Here is a 16,446-nt window from a genome sequence, read left to right on the forward strand (position 1 = left end):
AAATAGTCGCACCCGGCACAGGGGCATTGGGACTATTTGTCTGGCTTTTATTGCTACCGGCGGCAGGCCGGATAACGTAAAGCCTTGTTTATTCGTGACATAAGCAAAAACCCTATCCCGGGCACGGCAAATGCTATGCCAAGGCTATTGCGCAACCCGGCGTACGTCAAACGAATAGCGATAAAAAGGAGAGTCCGATGGAAGTGAACCGGCGGCAGTTTTTCAAACTCAGCGCGGCGCAAGTAGGCGCCTCCAGCCTGGTAGCCATGGGTTTCAGCCCGGCCGAGGCGCTGGCCGAGGTGCGCCAGTACAAGCTGCTGGGCGCCCGCGAAACGCGTAACACCTGTACCTACTGTTCGGTGGGCTGTGGCCTGATCCTGTACAGCCTGGGTGACGGTGCCAAGAACGCCAAAGCGGAAATCATGCACATCGAAGGCGACCCGGACCACCCGGTAAGCCGCGGCTCGCTCTGCCCCAAAGGCGCAGGCTTGCTGGACTTCATCCATAGCCCCAAACGCCTGAAATACCCGGAAGTACGCGAAGCCGGCAGCAATGAATGGAAGCGCATCAGCTGGCACGACGCGATCCACCGCATTGCCAAGCACATGAAGGCCGACCGCGACGCCAACGTACAAGACAAAAATGCCGACGGTGTGCCGCTTAACCGCTGGCTGACCACCGCCATGCTTACCGCCTCGGCGGGCTCCAACGAAACCGGCATCATCACGCAAAAATTCCTGCGCAGCCTGGGCATTATCGCTACCGATGCGCAGGCCCGCGTCTGCCACGGCCCTACCGTATCGGCGCTGGCGTCTACCTTTGGCCGTGGCGCCATGACCAATAGCTGGGTAGACATCAAGAACGCCGATTTCATCTTGGTGATGGGCGGCAACGCCGCCGAGGCACATCCGGTAGGCTTCAAATGGGCGATCGAAGCCAAGAAAACCCGCGGCACCAAGCTGATTGTGGTGGACCCGCGCTACAACCGCACCGCGGCGGTGTCTGACTTATACATGCCGATTCGCGCCGGTGCCGACATCCCGTTCCTGGGCGGCGTGATCAACTGGCTGATTGCCCACGACAAGATCCACTGGGACTACGTGAAAGCCTATACCAACGCCAGCTTTATCGTGAGCGAAGGCTTTGGCTTTGAAGAAGGCCTGTTCAGCGGCTACGACGAAGCCAAGGGCAAGTACGACCGCAGTAGCTGGGCTTACGAGCTGGACGCCGACGGCAACGCCAAGACCGACCCCACGCTGCAGCACCCGCGCTGCGTGTGGAACCTGATGAAGGCCCACTTTGCCCGCTATACCCCGGAAGTGGTCACCAACCTGTGCGGCACACCGGTAGAAGGCTTTCTGGAAGTGTGCAAACAGCTGGGCGAAACCGCCCGCCCGGATAAAGTGGGCACCATCCTGTACGCACTGGGCTGGACCCAGCACACCGTGGGCGCGCAGAACATCCGCACTATGGCCATGATCCAGCTGCTGCTGGGCAATATGGGCATGCCAGGCGGCGGCGTGAACGCGCTGCGCGGCCACTCCAACATCCAGGGCTTGTCCGACCTGGGCCTGCTGTCCACCTCGCTGCCGGGCTACCTGACGCTGCCCAACGAGAAAGACCACCCCGACTACGCCAGCTACATCGCCAAAACCACGCCCAAGGCGCTGCAGCCTAACCAGTTCAACTACTGGAGCAACACGCCCAAGTTCTTTGTCAGCCTGATGAAGTGGTTCTGGGGCGACAAGGCCAGCGCAGACAACAACTGGGGCTTTGACTGGCTGCCCAAGTGGGACAAGCTGTACGACGTGCTGCACATCGTGGAACTGATGCACCAGGGCAAGATGAATGGCTTCATCGTGCAGGGCTTCAACCCGCTGGCGTCGTTCCCGGACGCCACCAAGGTCACACAGGCGTTCAGCAAGCTCAAATACATGGTGATCATCGACCCGATCGCCACCGAAACATCTACCTTCTGGCAAAACCAGGGCGAGTCGCACGACGTGAACCCGGCCGACATCCAGACCGAGGTATTCCGCCTGCCGTCCACCTGCTTTGCCGAAGAAGACGGCGCCATTGTCAGCTCGGCACGCTGGCTGCAGTGGCACTGGAAAGGCGCTGACGCACCAGGCGAAGCCAAGGGCGACAACGAGATCATCGGCGAGCTGTTCAACACCCTGCGCCAGATGTACCTGCAGGAAGGCGGCAAGGTAGCCGAGCCTATCCTGAACGTGGCCTGGAACTACCGCGACCCGAACGCCCCGAGCCCGGAAGAACTGGCGCGCGAGATGAACGGCAAGGCGCTGGCCGACCTGCTCGACCCGAAAGAAGCCGGCAAATTCCTGGCCAAAAAAGGCGAGCAGCTGCCCGGCTTTGCCGCACTGCAGGACGATGGCAGCACCAGCTGCGCCTGCTGGATTTTCTCCGGCAGCTGGACACAGGCCGGCAACCAGATGGCTCGCCGCGACAACACCGACACCGGCCTGGGCAACACACCGGGCTGGGCATGGTCGTGGCCGGCCAACCGCCGCATCCTGTACAACCGTGCCAGCTGCAGCCCGGCCGGTGCTCCGTGGGACCCGAAACGCAAACTGATTGGCTGGAACGGCGAAAAATGGGCCGGGGCCGACATCCCCGACTTCAAGGCCGACGCCGGGCCGGATAGCGGCATGAACCCCTTCATCATGAACCCGGAAGGCGTAGCGCGGCTGTTCTGTACCGACAAGCTGGCAGATGGCCCCTTCCCCGAGCACTACGAGCCGATGGAAAGCCCGATCGGCACCAACCCGCTGCACCCCAAGGTAGTGAGCAGCCCGGCGGTGCGCATCTTCAAGACCGACCGCGAGCGCCTGGGCACGCACAAGGAGTTCCCGTACGTGGGCACCACCTACCGCCTGACCGAGCACTTCCAGTTCTGGACCAAGTCGGTACTGCTGAACGCCATTGCGCAGCCGGAGCAGTTTGTCGAGATCGGCGAAGCACTGGCAAAAGAAAAAGGCATCGTGCAAGGCGACACGGTGAAGGTCAGCTCCAAACGCGGCTTCATCAAGGCCAAGGCGGTAGTCACCAAGCGACTGATGGCGCTGCAGGTCAACGGCCAGACCGTACACCAGATCGGCATTCCGCTGCACTGGGGCTGGGAAGGCGTGGCGCAAAAAGGCTACCTGACCAACAGCCTGCCCCCTGCCGTGGGTGACTGCAATACACAGACGCCCGAGTACAAATCTTTCCTGGTAAACCTGGAAAAAGCCTGAGGAGCCCCGGAACATGGCACTGCAATCACTTGATATTACCCGCCGCTCCGCCAGCCCCACGGCCAGCCCGCAGGCGCGCAAGACCATCGAAATCGCCAAACTGATCGACGTTTCCACCTGTATCGGCTGCAAGGCCTGCCAGGTAGCCTGTTCGGAGTGGAACGACATCCGCGAGGAGGTTGGCCACAACATCGGCGTGTACGACAACCCTACCGACCTGAGTGCCGACGCCTGGACGGTGATGCGCTTTGCCGAAGAAGAAAGCAACGGCAAGCTGGAATGGCTGATCCGCAAAGACGGCTGCATGCACTGCGCCGACCCCGGCTGCCTGAAAGCCTGCCCGTCGCCGGGTGCCATCATCCAGTACAGCAACGGCATTGTGGATTTCCACCAGGAAAACTGCATCGGCTGTGGCTACTGCATTTCCGGCTGCCCGTTCAACGTGCCGCGCATCAGCAAGAAGGACAACAAGGCCTACAAATGCACCATGTGCTCGGACCGCGTATCGGTGGGCCAGGAGCCGGCCTGCGTGAAAACCTGCCCTACCGGCGCCATCCAGTTCGGTAGCAAGGAAGACATGAAAGACGTGGCCGCCACCCGCGTGGCCGACCTGAAAAACCGCGGCTACGCCAATGCCGGCCTGTACGACCCGCAAGGCGTGGGTGGCACCCACGTGATGTACGTACTGCACCACGCCGACAAGCCGGAGCAGTACTCGGGCCTGCCGAAAGACCCGGCCATCAGCACCACCGTGCAGCTGTGGAAAGGCTGGCTCAAACCGCTGGCCACCATCGGTATTGCCGCAGCCGGCCTGTTCGGTTTCTTCCACTACATCACCGTGGGCCCGAACCGCCCGGACGACGAAGATGAACACGCTGCGGCCAACCCTGCCGCCAAACAGGAGGACAAGGCATGAAAGAGCAACTGATCCAGCGCTATAGCGCGGCCGAACGCATCAACCACTGGATTGTGGCGGTGTGCTTCATCCTGCTGGCGATTTCTGGCCTGGCGTTTTTCTACCCGGCTTTCTTCTGGCTCACCGGCGTATTTGGCACCCCGCAGCTGGCGCGCATCATCCACCCCTTTGTGGGCGTGATCATGTTCGTGGCTTTTGCGCGGCAGTTTTTCCGCTACTGGCACCATAACCTGATCAACAGCGAAGACATCCGCTGGATGAAATCGGTCAAGACCGTGCTGTCCGGCCACGAGGTGGGCGATACCGGCAAGTACAACGGCGGCCAGAAGGGCATGTTCTGGCTGATGTGCGTGTGCATGGCCGTGATGCTGGTGTCGGGCTTCATCGCCTGGCGGCCTTACTTTGCCGGCTATTTCCCGATTCCGGTTATCCGCCTGGCGCTGCTGGCGCACGCCTGGGCCGCTACGGGGCTGATCGCCGGCATTATCGTGCACGTGTACGCCGCGTTCTGGGTAAAAGGCACCATCCGCGCCATGGTGGAAGGCGTGGTGACCCACGCCTGGGCCAAGAAACACCACCCGCGCTGGTACCGTGAAATGACAGGCAAGCAAAAATGAGCTGCGCGCTGCCCGTGCCTGCCGATGACACCCTGCCTGCCAGCCAGTGCCTGCCGGTACTGCGCCTGCAGGCGGGCAGCACGGTGGCCGCCACCGACCAGCTGATTGCCGAAGTGCCCGTGGCCATGGTGTACAACGGCGTCTCGCACGCGGTACTGCTGGCCAGCCCCGCCGACCTGCACGACTTCGCGCTGGGCTTTGCCCTGAGCGAAGGCATCCTGGCCCACGCCAGCGAGCTGTACGACTGCGAGGCCTGGCAAAGCGAGGCCGGCATAGAGCTGCGGCTCGATATAGCCAGCGCGCGCTTTAGCCAACTCAAAGCACGGCGGCGCAATATGGCCGGGCGCACCGGCTGCGGCCTGTGCGGCGTAGATAGCCTGGACGCCGTGGCGCAAACCATCGCGCCCCTGCCCGTGCGGCCAACCTTGCACGCCGACAGCATCGCCCGCGCCGTGGCCGCCCTGCCGGCGCAGCAGCCCCTGCACGCGGCCACCGGTGCCGCCCATGGGGCGGCGTACTGCCACGCCGACGGCAGCATCGTGCTGGTCCGCGAGGACGTAGGCCGCCACAACGCACTGGACAAGCTGATCGGTGCACTGCGCCGGCAGGGTACCGACACCCGCGACGGCTTTGTGCTGGTGTCCAGCCGCGCCAGCTACGAGATGGTGCAGAAAACCGCGCAAGCCGGCATCCCGGCGCTGATCGCCGTGTCTGCCCCCACCGCCTATGCGGCCAGGCTGGCCGGGCAATGCGGCCTGCTATTGGCAGGCTTTGCCCGCCCCGGCCGCCTGGTGGCCTACACCCATACCGAGCGGCTTATTACCGCCCACGCAACGGAAAACAACCATGTTTATTGACGATCTGGCCATTCAGGACACCGCTATTGCGCAGCCGCTACGCCCGCCAGGCCAGCAGGTATTTACCCGCCGTGCCGAGCGCCTGCTCACCCTGGCGCAGGGCCATGCCATGGCCGACTTCCTGCAATGCTGCGCCGCCATCGCACAAGCCCAGCAAGCTTGCCACGACAGCCTGGCAGAACAGGCCGTCAGCAGCACTGCCAGCCTGCGCGACATACTGACCCGTTTGCACCAGGCGCTAGGCCTGGCGCTGGGCGATAGCAGCCACAGCGCCATCCACTGCCTGCTGGCCATGGACGACGACGCCCTGCAAGCACTGGCGACCTCACTGCGTACCGGCACGGCTGCGGCCAACGCTGCCCTGCACGCCGGCCTGCCGCTACTGGGTGCGTCCCTGCAGGTGCAAGCCGTTATCAGCGCCCGCCAGCGGGACCTTGGCCGCCTGCAGCATATCGAGAGCGACCACTGCCCGGTATGCCACGCCCCGCCGGTGGCATCGCTGCTGCGCCGTGGCGACAGCGGCCACGCCGTGCGCTATGCCTGCTGCAGCCAGTGCGCCAGCGAATGGCACGTCACCCGCGTGAAATGCCTGGGCTGCGGCAATACCCGCCAGCTGCAATACCGCAGCCTGGCCCACCGCGACGCCGAGCCGGCCGCCCCCAACCACAAACAGCCGCACCAGCACCGTGCCGTGCAAGAGGCGGAATGCTGTGACAGCTGCCACGGCGAGCTGAAAATCGTGTCCACCTTGCTGGACCCGCTGGCCGAACCCTTTGCCGACGATCTGGCCAGCCTGATGCTGGACATGCTGGCCGGCGAAGCAGGTTACGGCCGCATCGGCGTGAACCCGTACTTTATTGCCGGCGAGGCATAGGTGCCGGTAGCCGCCAGCTAGCTGCACCAAGCAAATGGCCGCACACTATGCGGCCATTTTCATACCTTCCTGGCGGGCAAATACCGCCGGGCATCATCACTCGGCGGGCTTCGCCAGCTTGGCAGCAGCTTGCCAGCGGTAGTAGATATCCCATTCTTCTTCGTGCGTAGGCACAAAACCATGGCGCTGGTAGAAAAGGTTGGCCGCGCTGCCACGCAGGGCGCCCAGGCACAGCGGCAAGCCGGCTGCCGCCGCCTCGGCCTGCAAGTGCTGCAGCACCGCACCGCCTACGCCCTGCCCCTGTAAGCCTGGCAGCACGTACAGGTGGTCCAGATAGTGGCAGTCGGCCAGCTGGCGACGCGCCAGAAAGCCGATGCGCTTACCGGCGCGCGCGATCCAGCGGGTATCCGCTGGCTGAAAGCTGGCGGCCAACCGCGCACGCGCACGCTCGGGGTCGAAGCGGCCGATAGCTTGCAGGCTAGGCCGCATGGCTGCCAGGCGCAGCGTCAGCAGCGCCTCGAAATCGTCAGCAACGCACGGCTGCAGCTGGTAGCCCGCTGGCACGGCATCGTCAGCCAGTGGCTTGCGCATGAACACGCTCAGCGGGTGGTCGGGGTAGTCGCCAAAGGCGGTGCAGCGCGCAAAACCCTGCGCCGTGTAAAAAGCCAGTGCCGCCGGCTGCAACGGGCCGGTTTCCAGCATCAGCGCCAGGCAGCCTGCCGCCCGCGCCTCAGCTTCCAATTGCAACAGCAACTGGCCGGCTACGCCCTGCCCGCGCGCGGCCGGCTGCACGTACATGCGCTTGATCTCGCCGCAATCCGCACCCAATACGACGGCGGCGCAGCCACACGCTACCCCTGCCGCGTCACGCGCTACGGCAAAGCGCACCTGCGGCTGGGCCAGCCCGGTGATGTCCAGCGTATAGCAGGCCTCGGGCGGGTACAGGCCGCCCTGGTAGGCGTCCAGCTCGGCGATGAGGGCGATGATATCGGGCTGGTCCGGGTGTTCGAAGGCGATGTGCATGGCAGGTCCGGCGAGCGAAAGGTTTGCCGCAAATGAAAATGGCAGGGTTTTCACCCTGCCATGCTGCGGCAATACTGGCAAGCCTTAACAGGCTGCCTCCAGCTGGCGCACGCGCTCGAACAGGCACACGGTCGCGGCCATGGCCACGTTCAGCGATTCGGCGTGGCCGGGCATGGGAATGCGCACACGCAGGTCGGCCGCCGCCAGCACATCGGCACTAACGCCGGCGCCTTCATTGCCAAACACAAAAGCCACATCGCCAGCCAGATCCTGGCCGTACAGCGACACACTGCCCTCCAGATGGGTAACCAGCTTGCGCCCCGGCCAGGTGGCCAGCACGGCGGGCAGGTCGGCGGCTTCGTGGATATTCAGGGCAAAGTGCGCCCCCATTCCGGCGCGTAGCACCTTGGGCGAGTACACATCCACACAGCCTTTGGACAGATACACATCGCGCACGTTGGCCGCAGCCGCGCAGCGCAAAATGGTGCCGAGGTTGCCGGGGTCTTGCACGTCGTCCAGCATCACGCACGGCGCGCCGGCGGCGGTAGGCTGCGCTGCCGGGCGGCGGCACACGGTAAGCACCTCGGCCGGCGTGGCCAACGCGGTGACTTTGGCCAGTACCGGCGTGGCCACCAGCACCGCCAGGCGGCGATCGAGCCTGGCTAGCAAAGGCAGCAGCTCGCCGTGGTGCTGCGCGCTTTCGTTCACGTAAACAGCGTCAATGCCCAGGCCTGCGTCGATGGCAGATTGCAGCAGGTGCAAGCCTTCCAGCACCAGCTGGCCGTGTTTGCGGCGATCGCGCGCATTGGTGAGCAGGCGGCCCAGATGTTTGAGTTCATCGTTGGCCGCCGAGGTAAGGGTTTTCTGGAATGTCATGCTTTACAAGGCTATCTGCGACACCCGCGCCACGGTTTCCTTGAAGCGCTGGTAGGTGTCGTCGTCTATGGGTTTATTGCTGCGGAAATTATCGACAAAGAACACGCCCGCCAGCGTGTGGCCGGTAAATACCGACATGCAGGCAAAGGCGCTATCGCCCAGGTGGCCAAAGAACGGGTCTTCGTACTTGCGGGCTAGCTGTGCCCGCGTGGCGGCGGGCGCATGGAAGCTTTGCGGTTTGCTGGCCAGCAGGTTGAAGAAGCTGCCTGGCTCCAGCGATACCGCCAGCTTGCGTATCGGGTCGTGGTCGTCCAGCCCTACCTGGTAGCGCAAGCGCAAGGTATGGCTAGGCTGGTCGTAGCGCAGGAAGAAAATGCGTTCCAACTTGAGGTCGTTGGCAAAGTGGCGGATAGACTCGCGCAGCGCCACATCCAGCTGCTCGGCACTGCTGAGCGTGGATACCGGATTTTGTTTGACCAGGCTGGGGAACGGGCCTTCCATGTACATATAGGCGCGAGCGCTGTAGGTGTAGCCGGTGGCGCGCGGGTTGCGGGCGATTTGCAAAATGGACTGCTGTACCACTTTGTGGGCGTCTTCCGGGCTGCAGCCTATCAGCTTGGCTGCTGCCTCGATACCCACATTCCACTGCGAGCGCCACCAGCCCTGATCCACGCCATTGGCGGTGGCAATGGCCAGCTTGAGCAGCTGCTTGCGGCGGTTGCCCGGGCCGGTGCCCAGGTTGGCCAGCAGGCCGCTTGGCAGCGGCATTTTCTGGATGAACTGCTCCAGCAGTTTGGGGTACTCGGTTTTGAAAACGTCGGACACTTCCTGCAGTAGCGGGCCATGCGGCACGCGGTTGCGGTAAATCAGGTACAGGCAGGCCGGCAGGTTGTACACCAGCGCTGCCAGGAAGCAGTCTTCTACCTTGTAGTCGTCCAGCATGGCCAGCCAACCCTTGATGGTGAAAGCGGCAATGCGGCTGCGCCCCAGCCAGTCGCCCAGTGCGTCCAGCACGTCTTCGTCCAGCTTGCCACGGCTCACTTCCAGAATCGGGATATTGCGGTAGCGGGTGTTGACGGCCTCCAGCCCCAGCATCATCAGCATCTGCTCCACCGTCGGGGTGGCCTCGCTGCGCTGCAGAGCTTTGGACGCGCCCACTACCCGCAGCAAGTCCAGCAGCAGGAAGGGGTCGGACAAAGTGAGGTTGGACAGATCGGAAAAGGCGATCTGGTCAGGGTGCTGACTCATCATCTGGCGAACTTTGACTGCGGTGCCAGGCAGGATAGGCCAGCGGTTTTCAGCCAGGGAAGACAACCAGTTAGCTAGTTCCATGCGGGTGCCGCCAGATCAAGAGTTCTTTTTGCAAAATCCCCCCCAGCGGCAAGCGCTGGGCAGGCTCTTCAGTATTGATAGTGAATGTATTACTAACCAGCCAGCTATTTGTGTGGCATTTGTTTAAAAAATACTGCCACACCTTTTCCATCGGCGCCGGAGAAAGAAAGGCGTGGATCACGTTGTACTGCGCCCAGTCTTGCTGCCAGAAGTTACCGTAGTACAAGCGGGCATTAGCCGGGCGGCCCGCCAGCACATGGCGGCAGTAGCTCCACAGCCAAGGCAGCATGGCATTTTCGACACCGGCTACCTGCACATCGGGGCGCAGCTGCGCCAGGCGCAACACCACGCGGCCATCGCCACTGCCCAGGTCCAGCACGCGGGCACCCTGTGGCAGCCAGGCGGCCAGCACCTCGGTACTTTCGCGGGATGACAGATACAGCGGCACACGCTCGGTAATGGCATTACGTGACACGGCATAAGTGAGCACAAACGCCAGCAGATACACCCAGGGTGGCAACGCCAGCCACAAGGCGGCCAACACCAGCGGGCCCGCCACGGCATGCAGCCAGCGCCCCATGCCTTGCAGGCGCAACAGGCTGGCCAGCAGCAGCGCCAGCGCCGCCTGCAGCCCACTCCACAGTACAGGCTGCGCCAGTGGCGCCACAAAATAGAACACCAGGAGTGCCGCCGTCAGCTGGATCAGCAGGGCACGCAGCAGGGCTGCCAGCATCAGTGCCCGCCTGCGGGCGCCACCGGCGCTACCGCTGCAGCGGCCTCTTGCGGGCTGCTGACCGTAGCATTGCTCAGGTCGGCATCAGAGGAAATCAGGCCATCGCCGCGGATACGCGCCTCGGCGTCTTTGTTCAGGATCACAATGGCAATACGGCGGTTTTCCGGGCTGAACACGTTTTGCTTGTTCAAGGGGTCAGCCGGGCCCAGGCCCACCACGCGCAGGACTTTCTCATCCAGCATACCGCCGGCAATCATCTCGCGCCGCGCTGCATTGGCCCGGTCAGCAGACAGTTCCCAGTTGGTATAGCCGGCATCACTGCCGGAAAAACGGTTGGCATCGGTATGGCCAGAAATACTGATGCGGCTATCGATATCGTTCAGCTCGCGGCCGATGGACTGCAGGATCTCGCGGGTATAGCCCATCGGGGCAAAGCCACCCGACTGGAACATGGGGCGGTTCTGCTCGTCGATGATCATGATGCGCAGGCCGTCGGGCGTCATTTCCATCTTCACCTGGTTCTTGAACTGCTTCATGAATTCGCTTTTGGCCATGCCCTCTTCCAGCTTGGCTTGCAGGCGCTTTTGCAGCTTGTTCAGCTTTTGTGCTTCTTCTTCGGCCTTGGCCGGGTCCGGGTTACCCTTTTTGACCAGGCCGGCAGATTTGGTCAGATCGGTACCGCCCCCCTTGATCACCGAGGTAGACGCGCCTGCACCCTCACCGCCCTGCAAAGCGGTTTTCAGTGGCGATTTGAAGTAGTCGGAGATACCGCTAAGCGTCCCCTGCGAGGTAGAGCCCAACAGCCACATCAGCAAGAAGAACGCCATCATGGCAGTAACAAAGTCGGCGTAGGCAATTTTCCACGCACCACCGTGGTGGCCGTGGCCACCTTTTTTGATCTTTTTGACGACTATGGGGCGTTGTGATTCGTCAGCCATGCTTGCAGCCCTTGTTATCGCAGGTAAACACGGGTGCGGCGCTGGCCAGCTAGCCCGTCGGTATGATTAGACGCTGCCGCAGCTTAAGGCATGCGGCCAACCCTTATCTTACTACATGACTTGCAGCTGCTGTGCTGCCTTGCGGCTGCCGCACAGCATGCACGTAGCGGCAAAACAGCAAAAAACCCGCCGCAGCGGGTTTTTTGCTAGCCGTGGGCGGCTCAGGCCAGGCCTTTTTCTTTCAGCTGGCGCTCGAACTCGGCCATGCAACGCGCGGCCGTGTCGATCATCTGGTCGACCTCTGCCTTGCTGATCACCAGCGGCGGCGCCGACACGATATGGTCGCCGCAGGCACGCATGATCAGGTTATTGGCAAAGAAGATGTCACGGCACATCAGGCCGATCTCGCCCCAGTTGGCGAACAGCTCGCGCGTCTGCTTGTTTTTCACCAGGGTAAACGCCTGGATCAAGCCTACACCGCGAATGTCGTCCACGTGTTCGAACTGGCTGAAGGTTTCGCACCAGCGCTTTTGCATATAGGGGCCGATGTCTTCTTTTACGCGCTGAACAATGCCTTCGTCGCGCAGGGCTTTCACGTTGGCGTGCGCTACGGCGGCGGCTACCGGGTGGCCGCTATAGGTAAAGCCGTGGTTGAAGTCGCCACCGGCAGCCAGGGTACTGGCTACTTCGTCGTTCACGAACACGGCGCCGATAGGCAGGTAGCCGGACGACAGGCCCTTGGCGGTGGTGAAGATATCCGGCTGGAAGCCGAAATGCGTCTGGCCGAACCATTCGCCGGTGCGGCCAAAGCCGCAGATCACTTCGTCGGCCACCAGCAGGATGTCGTACTTGCGGCAGATGCGCTGCACTTCCGGCCAGTAGGTGGACGGTGGCACGATCACGCCGCCGGCACCCTGGATAGGCTCGCCCACAAAGGCGGCTACCTTGTCGGCACCCACTTCCAGGATCTTGTCTTCGATCCAGCGCGCAGCAGCCACGCCGAACTCTTCCGGCGTCATGTCCTTGCCGTGTTTGTAGTACCACGGCTGCTCTACGTGCACGATGCCGGGAATCGGCAGATCGCCCTGCTCGTGCATATAGCTCATGCCGCCCAGGCTGGCGCCACCAATGGTGGAGCCGTGGTAGCCGTTCCAGCGGCCGATCAGGGTTTTCTTCTCTGGCTTGCCTTTTACATCCCAGTAGCGGCGCACCATGCGGATCATGGTATCCACCGACTCGGAGCCGGAGTTGGTGTAGAACACGTGATCGAAGCCCTGCGGGGCCACTTGGGCCAGCAGGTGCGACAGCTCTACCACCGCCGGGTGGGAGGTCTTGAAGAAGGTATTGTAATAAGCCAGCTCGTCCATCTGGCGCTTGGCCACGTCGGACAGGTCTTTGCGGCCGTAGCCGATGTTCACGCACCACAGGCCGGCCATGCCGTCCATGATCTGGTTGCCTTCGCTATCCCACAGGTAAATGCCGTCCGCACGGGTGATCATGCGCACGCCCTGCTCGTTCAGCGAAGCGGTATCGGTAAAGGGGTGCAGGTGGTGAGCGGCATCCATCTCGCGCCAGGCTGCGGTATTACGTTGCTGCGTCATTTCTACTCTCCAGTAAACACCGCCTGCGGTACCAGGGTTGGCCGCAGGCGGTAGCGTGTCGTCGTTATCGTTATGGTGTTACACGTGCAGCAGCAGGAATTTGCGTTCCCACGGGCTGATTACGCGGAAGTACTCAGAGAATTCCTTCTCTTTCATACCTACATACATCTTCACAAAGCGCGGGCCGAGGATCTCGGCGATATCGGTGCAGTTTTTCAGGCGCACCAGCGCTTCTTCGGTGCCATGCGGGAACTGGAACGGCAGCTCGTACGCATCGCTGGACAGCGGGTCGCGCGGCTTGATCTTGTTCACCATGCCCAGGTAGCCGCAGGCCAGGGTGGCGGCCATGGCGATGTACGGGTTCACGTCCACGCCCGGTACGCGGTTTTCCACGCGGCGCGCTGCCGGTGAAGAATGCGGTACGCGCAGGCCCACGGTGCGGTTGTCGTAGCCCCACTCCACGTTGGTCGGCGCGGCGGTGTAGCGCGACAGGCGGCGGTAGCTGTTTACATACGGTGCAAAGAACGGCATGCATTCCGGCAGGTAGTGCTGCAGGCCGCCGATAAAGTGCAGGAAGTCGTCCGAGGTGCTGCCGTCCGGGTTGCTGAAAATGTTCTTGCCGGTTTCGATGCTGGCCACACTCTGGTGGATGTGCATTGCACTGCCCGGCTCGCCTTCCATTGGCTTGGCCATGAATGTGGCATACATGTTATGGCGGAAGGCGGCTTCGCGCACTGTCCGCTTGAACAGGAATACCTGGTCACACAGGTCCAGCGCATTACCGTGCAGGAAGTTGATCTCCATCTGCGCGGTGCCGATTTCGTGAATCAGCGTGTCCACTTCCAGGTTCTGGGCGTGGCAGTAGTCATAAATGTCTTCGAACAGCGGGTCGAACTCGTTTACCGCATCGATGGCGTAGGAGCGGCGGCCGAATTCGGCGCGGCCGGTACGGCCGATAGGTGGCGCCAGCGGAATGTCCGGATCGGGGTTGGGCGACAGCAGGTAGAACTCCATCTCGGGCGCCACCACCGGTGCCCAGCCCTTGTCTTCGTACATCTTCAGTACGCGGCGCAGTACGTTGCGCGGCGCCACTTCTACCGGCTGGCCATCGGCGCGGAAGGCGTCGTAGATCAGCTGGGCGGTAGGGTCGGTGGCCCATGGCACGTAGCGCAGGGTGTTGGGGTCGGGCAGCAGCACCATGTCCGGGTCGGTCAGGTCCAGCATGCTGTCGTCGGGGTAGTCGCCGGTAACGGTCTGGATCAGTACCGCCTCGGGCAGGCGCATTTCCGACTCGGAAACGAACTTGTCTTTCGGAACGATCTTGCCGCGTGCCACGCCGGTCATATCCGGCACAATGCACTCCATCTCGGTAATACGGTGCTCGCGCAGCCATTCAAACATTTGGTGACTCATGATGCATTTCCTCTATTTTCCGGTCTGTGCCGGAAGGTTTTGCCGAGTACACGTCTATTGGTTTCGACGCATACGGCGCTCCCGGCAAGCGTCGCCGAAAGCCTTGAAAATCGCTTGTGAAGCCTTGTTGTCCCAGTATTTCCATTCCGGGTGCCACTGTACGGCGTAGGCAAAACCGGGGGCCTTGTCAAAGCGGTACGCTTCTACCAGGCCGTCTTCGGCCAGCGCCTCGGCCACCAAGCCATCGGCCAGGCGCTTGATGCCTTGCTGGTGAATGGAGTTCACCTGCACGCTGTCACAGCCCAGCCAGCCTTGCAGCCAGCTGCCTGCGGCCAACCTTACCGGGTGCGCCGGGCCGTACATGTGGTCCAGGTCTTGCGTATCCGGCTCGCGGTGGTCGTTCAGCCCCGGCACTTCCTGTACGTGCTGGTGCAGCTCGCCGCCCATCACCACGTTGATTTCCTGGAAGCCGCGGCAGATGCCCAACAGCGGCACGCCTTCTTTCACCAGCATGTCGATCAGCGGCAGCGTGGTAGCGTCGCGCGCCTTGTCGTGCAGCGTGCCCTCACGGCTGGGCGCACCCTGGTAGTGGTGCGGCTCCACATTGGATGGCGAACCCGGCAGCAGAATGCCGTCGACCAGGTCGACAATGGCACGCAGCTGGCTGGCATCGCCCAGCGAAGGGATAAGGATGGCCACGCCACCGGCCCCGCCCACGGCGGCGGTGATGTACTTTTCACCTACCGCGTGAAACGGAAACAAGCCGATCTGCTTGACGTCGCACGGTATCCCGATAATGGGTTGCAACATGATTTCCTCGTTTGTCAGTGCGCTGCCCTGGCTGCAGCCAGTGGCTCGACATAGTCGTAGCCCAGGGCCTGCGCCACAGCAGCGTGGGTTACCTTGCCACGGCAGACATTCAGGCCGTGACGCAGGTGTTCGTTATCCGTCACCGCCTGTACCCAGCCCTTGCCCGCCAGCTCCAGCGCATACGGCAAGGTGGCGTTGGTCAGCGCCATGGTGGAGGTACGCGCTACGCCGCCCGGCATATTGGCCACGCAGTAGTGCACGATGCCATCCACAATATAAGTGGGGTCCTGGTGCGTGGTAGCACGGCTGGTTTCAAAACAGCCACCCTGGTCGATGGCCACGTCCACCAGTACCGCACCCGGCTTCAGGTGCTTGAGCATGGCACGGCTCACCAGTTTGGGTGCCGCGGCACCGGGTATCAGCACGGCGCCGACAATCATGTCCGCCTCGCGGATGCTGTCTTCGATGTTGGCCGCATTGGACATCAGCGTCTTGATGCGCCCGCCAAACACCATGTCTATCTCTTTCAGGCGCGCCAGCGATTTGTCCAGGATGGTGACATCCGCCCCCAGCCCCATCGCCATGCGCGCTGCATTCAAACCTACCACACCACCACCAATCACCACGACACGGGCCGGTGCCACACCAGGCACGCCGCCCAGCAATACACCACGGCCGCCTTGTGCTTTTTCCAGGGCGTGCGCGCCGGCCTGAATGGCCATGCGCCCCGCCACCTCGGACATCGGGGCCAGCAGCGGCAGGCCGCCACGCTCGTCGGTCACCGTTTCGTACGCAATGGCCACCGCACCGGATTCCACCAGCAGGCGGGTTTGCTCCGGGTCCGGCGCCAGGTGCAGGTAGGTAAACAACAGCTGCCCTGGGCGTAACATGCGACACTCCACCGGCTGCGGCTCTTTTACCTTGATAATCATCTGCGCCTGGGCAAACACCTCGTCAGCATGGGCGGCGATGCCGGCACCTGCCTGCAGGTAGTGTTCATCGGTAAAACCTATTGCCAGGCCGGCCTGGCTTTGCACAATCACCTTGTGGCCGGCGGCCACCAATTCACGCACACCGGAGGGCGTAAGGCCCACGCGGTACTCATGATTTTTGATCTCCTTCGGAACGCCGATTAACATAGCTGACTCCTTTGGTGGTGTCGTGAATAATTAGCAGCAATTGTTTAAAAAAATCTACAACAA

14 protein-coding genes are annotated in these 16,446 nt (G+C 62.5%); 5 read left to right on the top strand and 9 right to left on the bottom strand.

Annotation, left to right across the window (positions count from 1 at the left end; all coding sequences use genetic code 11):
- Positions 1–197: 197 nt before the first annotated feature.
- Genes fdnG through fdhE form a run of 5 tightly spaced genes read left to right on the top strand, consistent with a single transcriptional unit; the run spans position 198 to position 6,518 of the window.
- Positions 198–3,254 (top strand): formate dehydrogenase-N subunit alpha, encoded by a 3,057-nt coding sequence (gene fdnG, locus LCH97_RS05030; protein ID WP_227303749.1) that lies wholly within the window; start codon positions 198–200, stop codon positions 3,252–3,254.
- Between the two features lie 13 nt (positions 3,255–3,267).
- Positions 3,268–4,170, top strand: a complete 903-nt coding sequence (fdxH, locus tag LCH97_RS05035) for a formate dehydrogenase subunit beta (RefSeq protein WP_227303751.1) — start codon at positions 3,268–3,270, stop codon at positions 4,168–4,170.
- The gene (locus tag LCH97_RS05040) at positions 4,167–4,787 is read left to right on the top strand and encodes a formate dehydrogenase subunit gamma (RefSeq protein WP_227303754.1); all 621 of its coding nucleotides are present in this window, start codon (positions 4,167–4,169) and stop codon (positions 4,785–4,787) included. The genes fdxH and LCH97_RS05040 overlap by 4 nt, the downstream gene beginning before the upstream one ends.
- A complete protein-coding gene (gene fdhD, locus LCH97_RS05045) occupies positions 4,784–5,644 on the top strand; it encodes a formate dehydrogenase accessory sulfurtransferase FdhD (RefSeq protein WP_227303756.1) in 861 nt (286 codons plus the stop codon). The genes LCH97_RS05040 and fdhD overlap by 4 nt, the downstream gene beginning before the upstream one ends.
- The gene (gene fdhE, locus LCH97_RS05050; protein WP_227303757.1) at positions 5,634–6,518 is read left to right on the top strand and encodes a formate dehydrogenase accessory protein FdhE; all 885 of its coding nucleotides are present in this window, start codon (positions 5,634–5,636) and stop codon (positions 6,516–6,518) included. The genes fdhD and fdhE overlap by 11 nt, the downstream gene beginning before the upstream one ends.
- A gap of 96 nt (positions 6,519–6,614) precedes the next feature.
- Here the strand turns inward: fdhE and LCH97_RS05055 are convergent, their stop codons facing one another.
- The 9 genes from LCH97_RS05055 to ald form a co-directional block, all read right to left on the bottom strand.
- Positions 6,615–7,541 (bottom strand): GNAT family N-acetyltransferase, encoded by a 927-nt coding sequence (locus tag LCH97_RS05055; protein WP_227303759.1) that lies wholly within the window; start codon positions 7,539–7,541, stop codon positions 6,615–6,617.
- 84 nt (positions 7,542–7,625) lie between these two features.
- On the bottom strand, positions 7,626–8,417 hold the full coding sequence (locus LCH97_RS05060; RefSeq protein WP_227303761.1) for an RNA methyltransferase: 792 nt from the start codon (positions 8,415–8,417) through the stop codon (positions 7,626–7,628).
- Positions 8,418–8,420: 3 nt separating this feature from the next.
- A complete protein-coding gene (locus LCH97_RS05065; RefSeq protein ID WP_227303763.1) occupies positions 8,421–9,749 on the bottom strand; it encodes a histidine kinase in 1,329 nt (442 codons plus the stop codon).
- Positions 9,736–10,482, bottom strand: coding sequence for a class I SAM-dependent methyltransferase (locus LCH97_RS05070; RefSeq protein ID WP_227303765.1), 747 nt, complete (start codon positions 10,480–10,482; stop codon positions 9,736–9,738). Before LCH97_RS05070 ends, LCH97_RS05065 begins: the two co-directional genes overlap by 14 nt.
- Positions 10,482–11,420, bottom strand: a complete 939-nt coding sequence (gene motB, locus LCH97_RS05075; protein WP_227303767.1) for a flagellar motor protein MotB — start codon at positions 11,418–11,420, stop codon at positions 10,482–10,484. Before motB ends, LCH97_RS05070 begins: the two co-directional genes overlap by 1 nt.
- Positions 11,421–11,641: 221 nt before the next feature.
- A complete protein-coding gene (locus LCH97_RS05080; protein ID WP_227303769.1) occupies positions 11,642–13,021 on the bottom strand; it encodes an aspartate aminotransferase family protein in 1,380 nt (459 codons plus the stop codon).
- Between the two features lie 78 nt (positions 13,022–13,099).
- Positions 13,100–14,434: a glutamine synthetase family protein gene (locus tag LCH97_RS05085; protein WP_026107855.1), complete on the bottom strand. Its 1,335-nt coding sequence runs from the start codon at positions 14,432–14,434 to the stop codon at positions 13,100–13,102.
- A gap of 54 nt (positions 14,435–14,488) precedes the next feature.
- A complete protein-coding gene (locus tag LCH97_RS05090) occupies positions 14,489–15,244 on the bottom strand; it encodes a gamma-glutamyl-gamma-aminobutyrate hydrolase family protein (protein ID WP_227303771.1) in 756 nt (251 codons plus the stop codon).
- A 14-nt stretch (positions 15,245–15,258) separates the two neighbouring features.
- The gene (ald, locus tag LCH97_RS05095) at positions 15,259–16,383 is read right to left on the bottom strand and encodes an alanine dehydrogenase (protein ID WP_227303773.1); all 1,125 of its coding nucleotides are present in this window, start codon (positions 16,381–16,383) and stop codon (positions 15,259–15,261) included.
- Positions 16,384–16,446 lie beyond the last annotated feature (63 nt).

Source organism: Vogesella sp. XCS3 (genome assembly GCF_020616155.1).
Classification (GTDB): domain Bacteria; phylum Pseudomonadota; class Gammaproteobacteria; order Burkholderiales; family Chromobacteriaceae; genus Vogesella.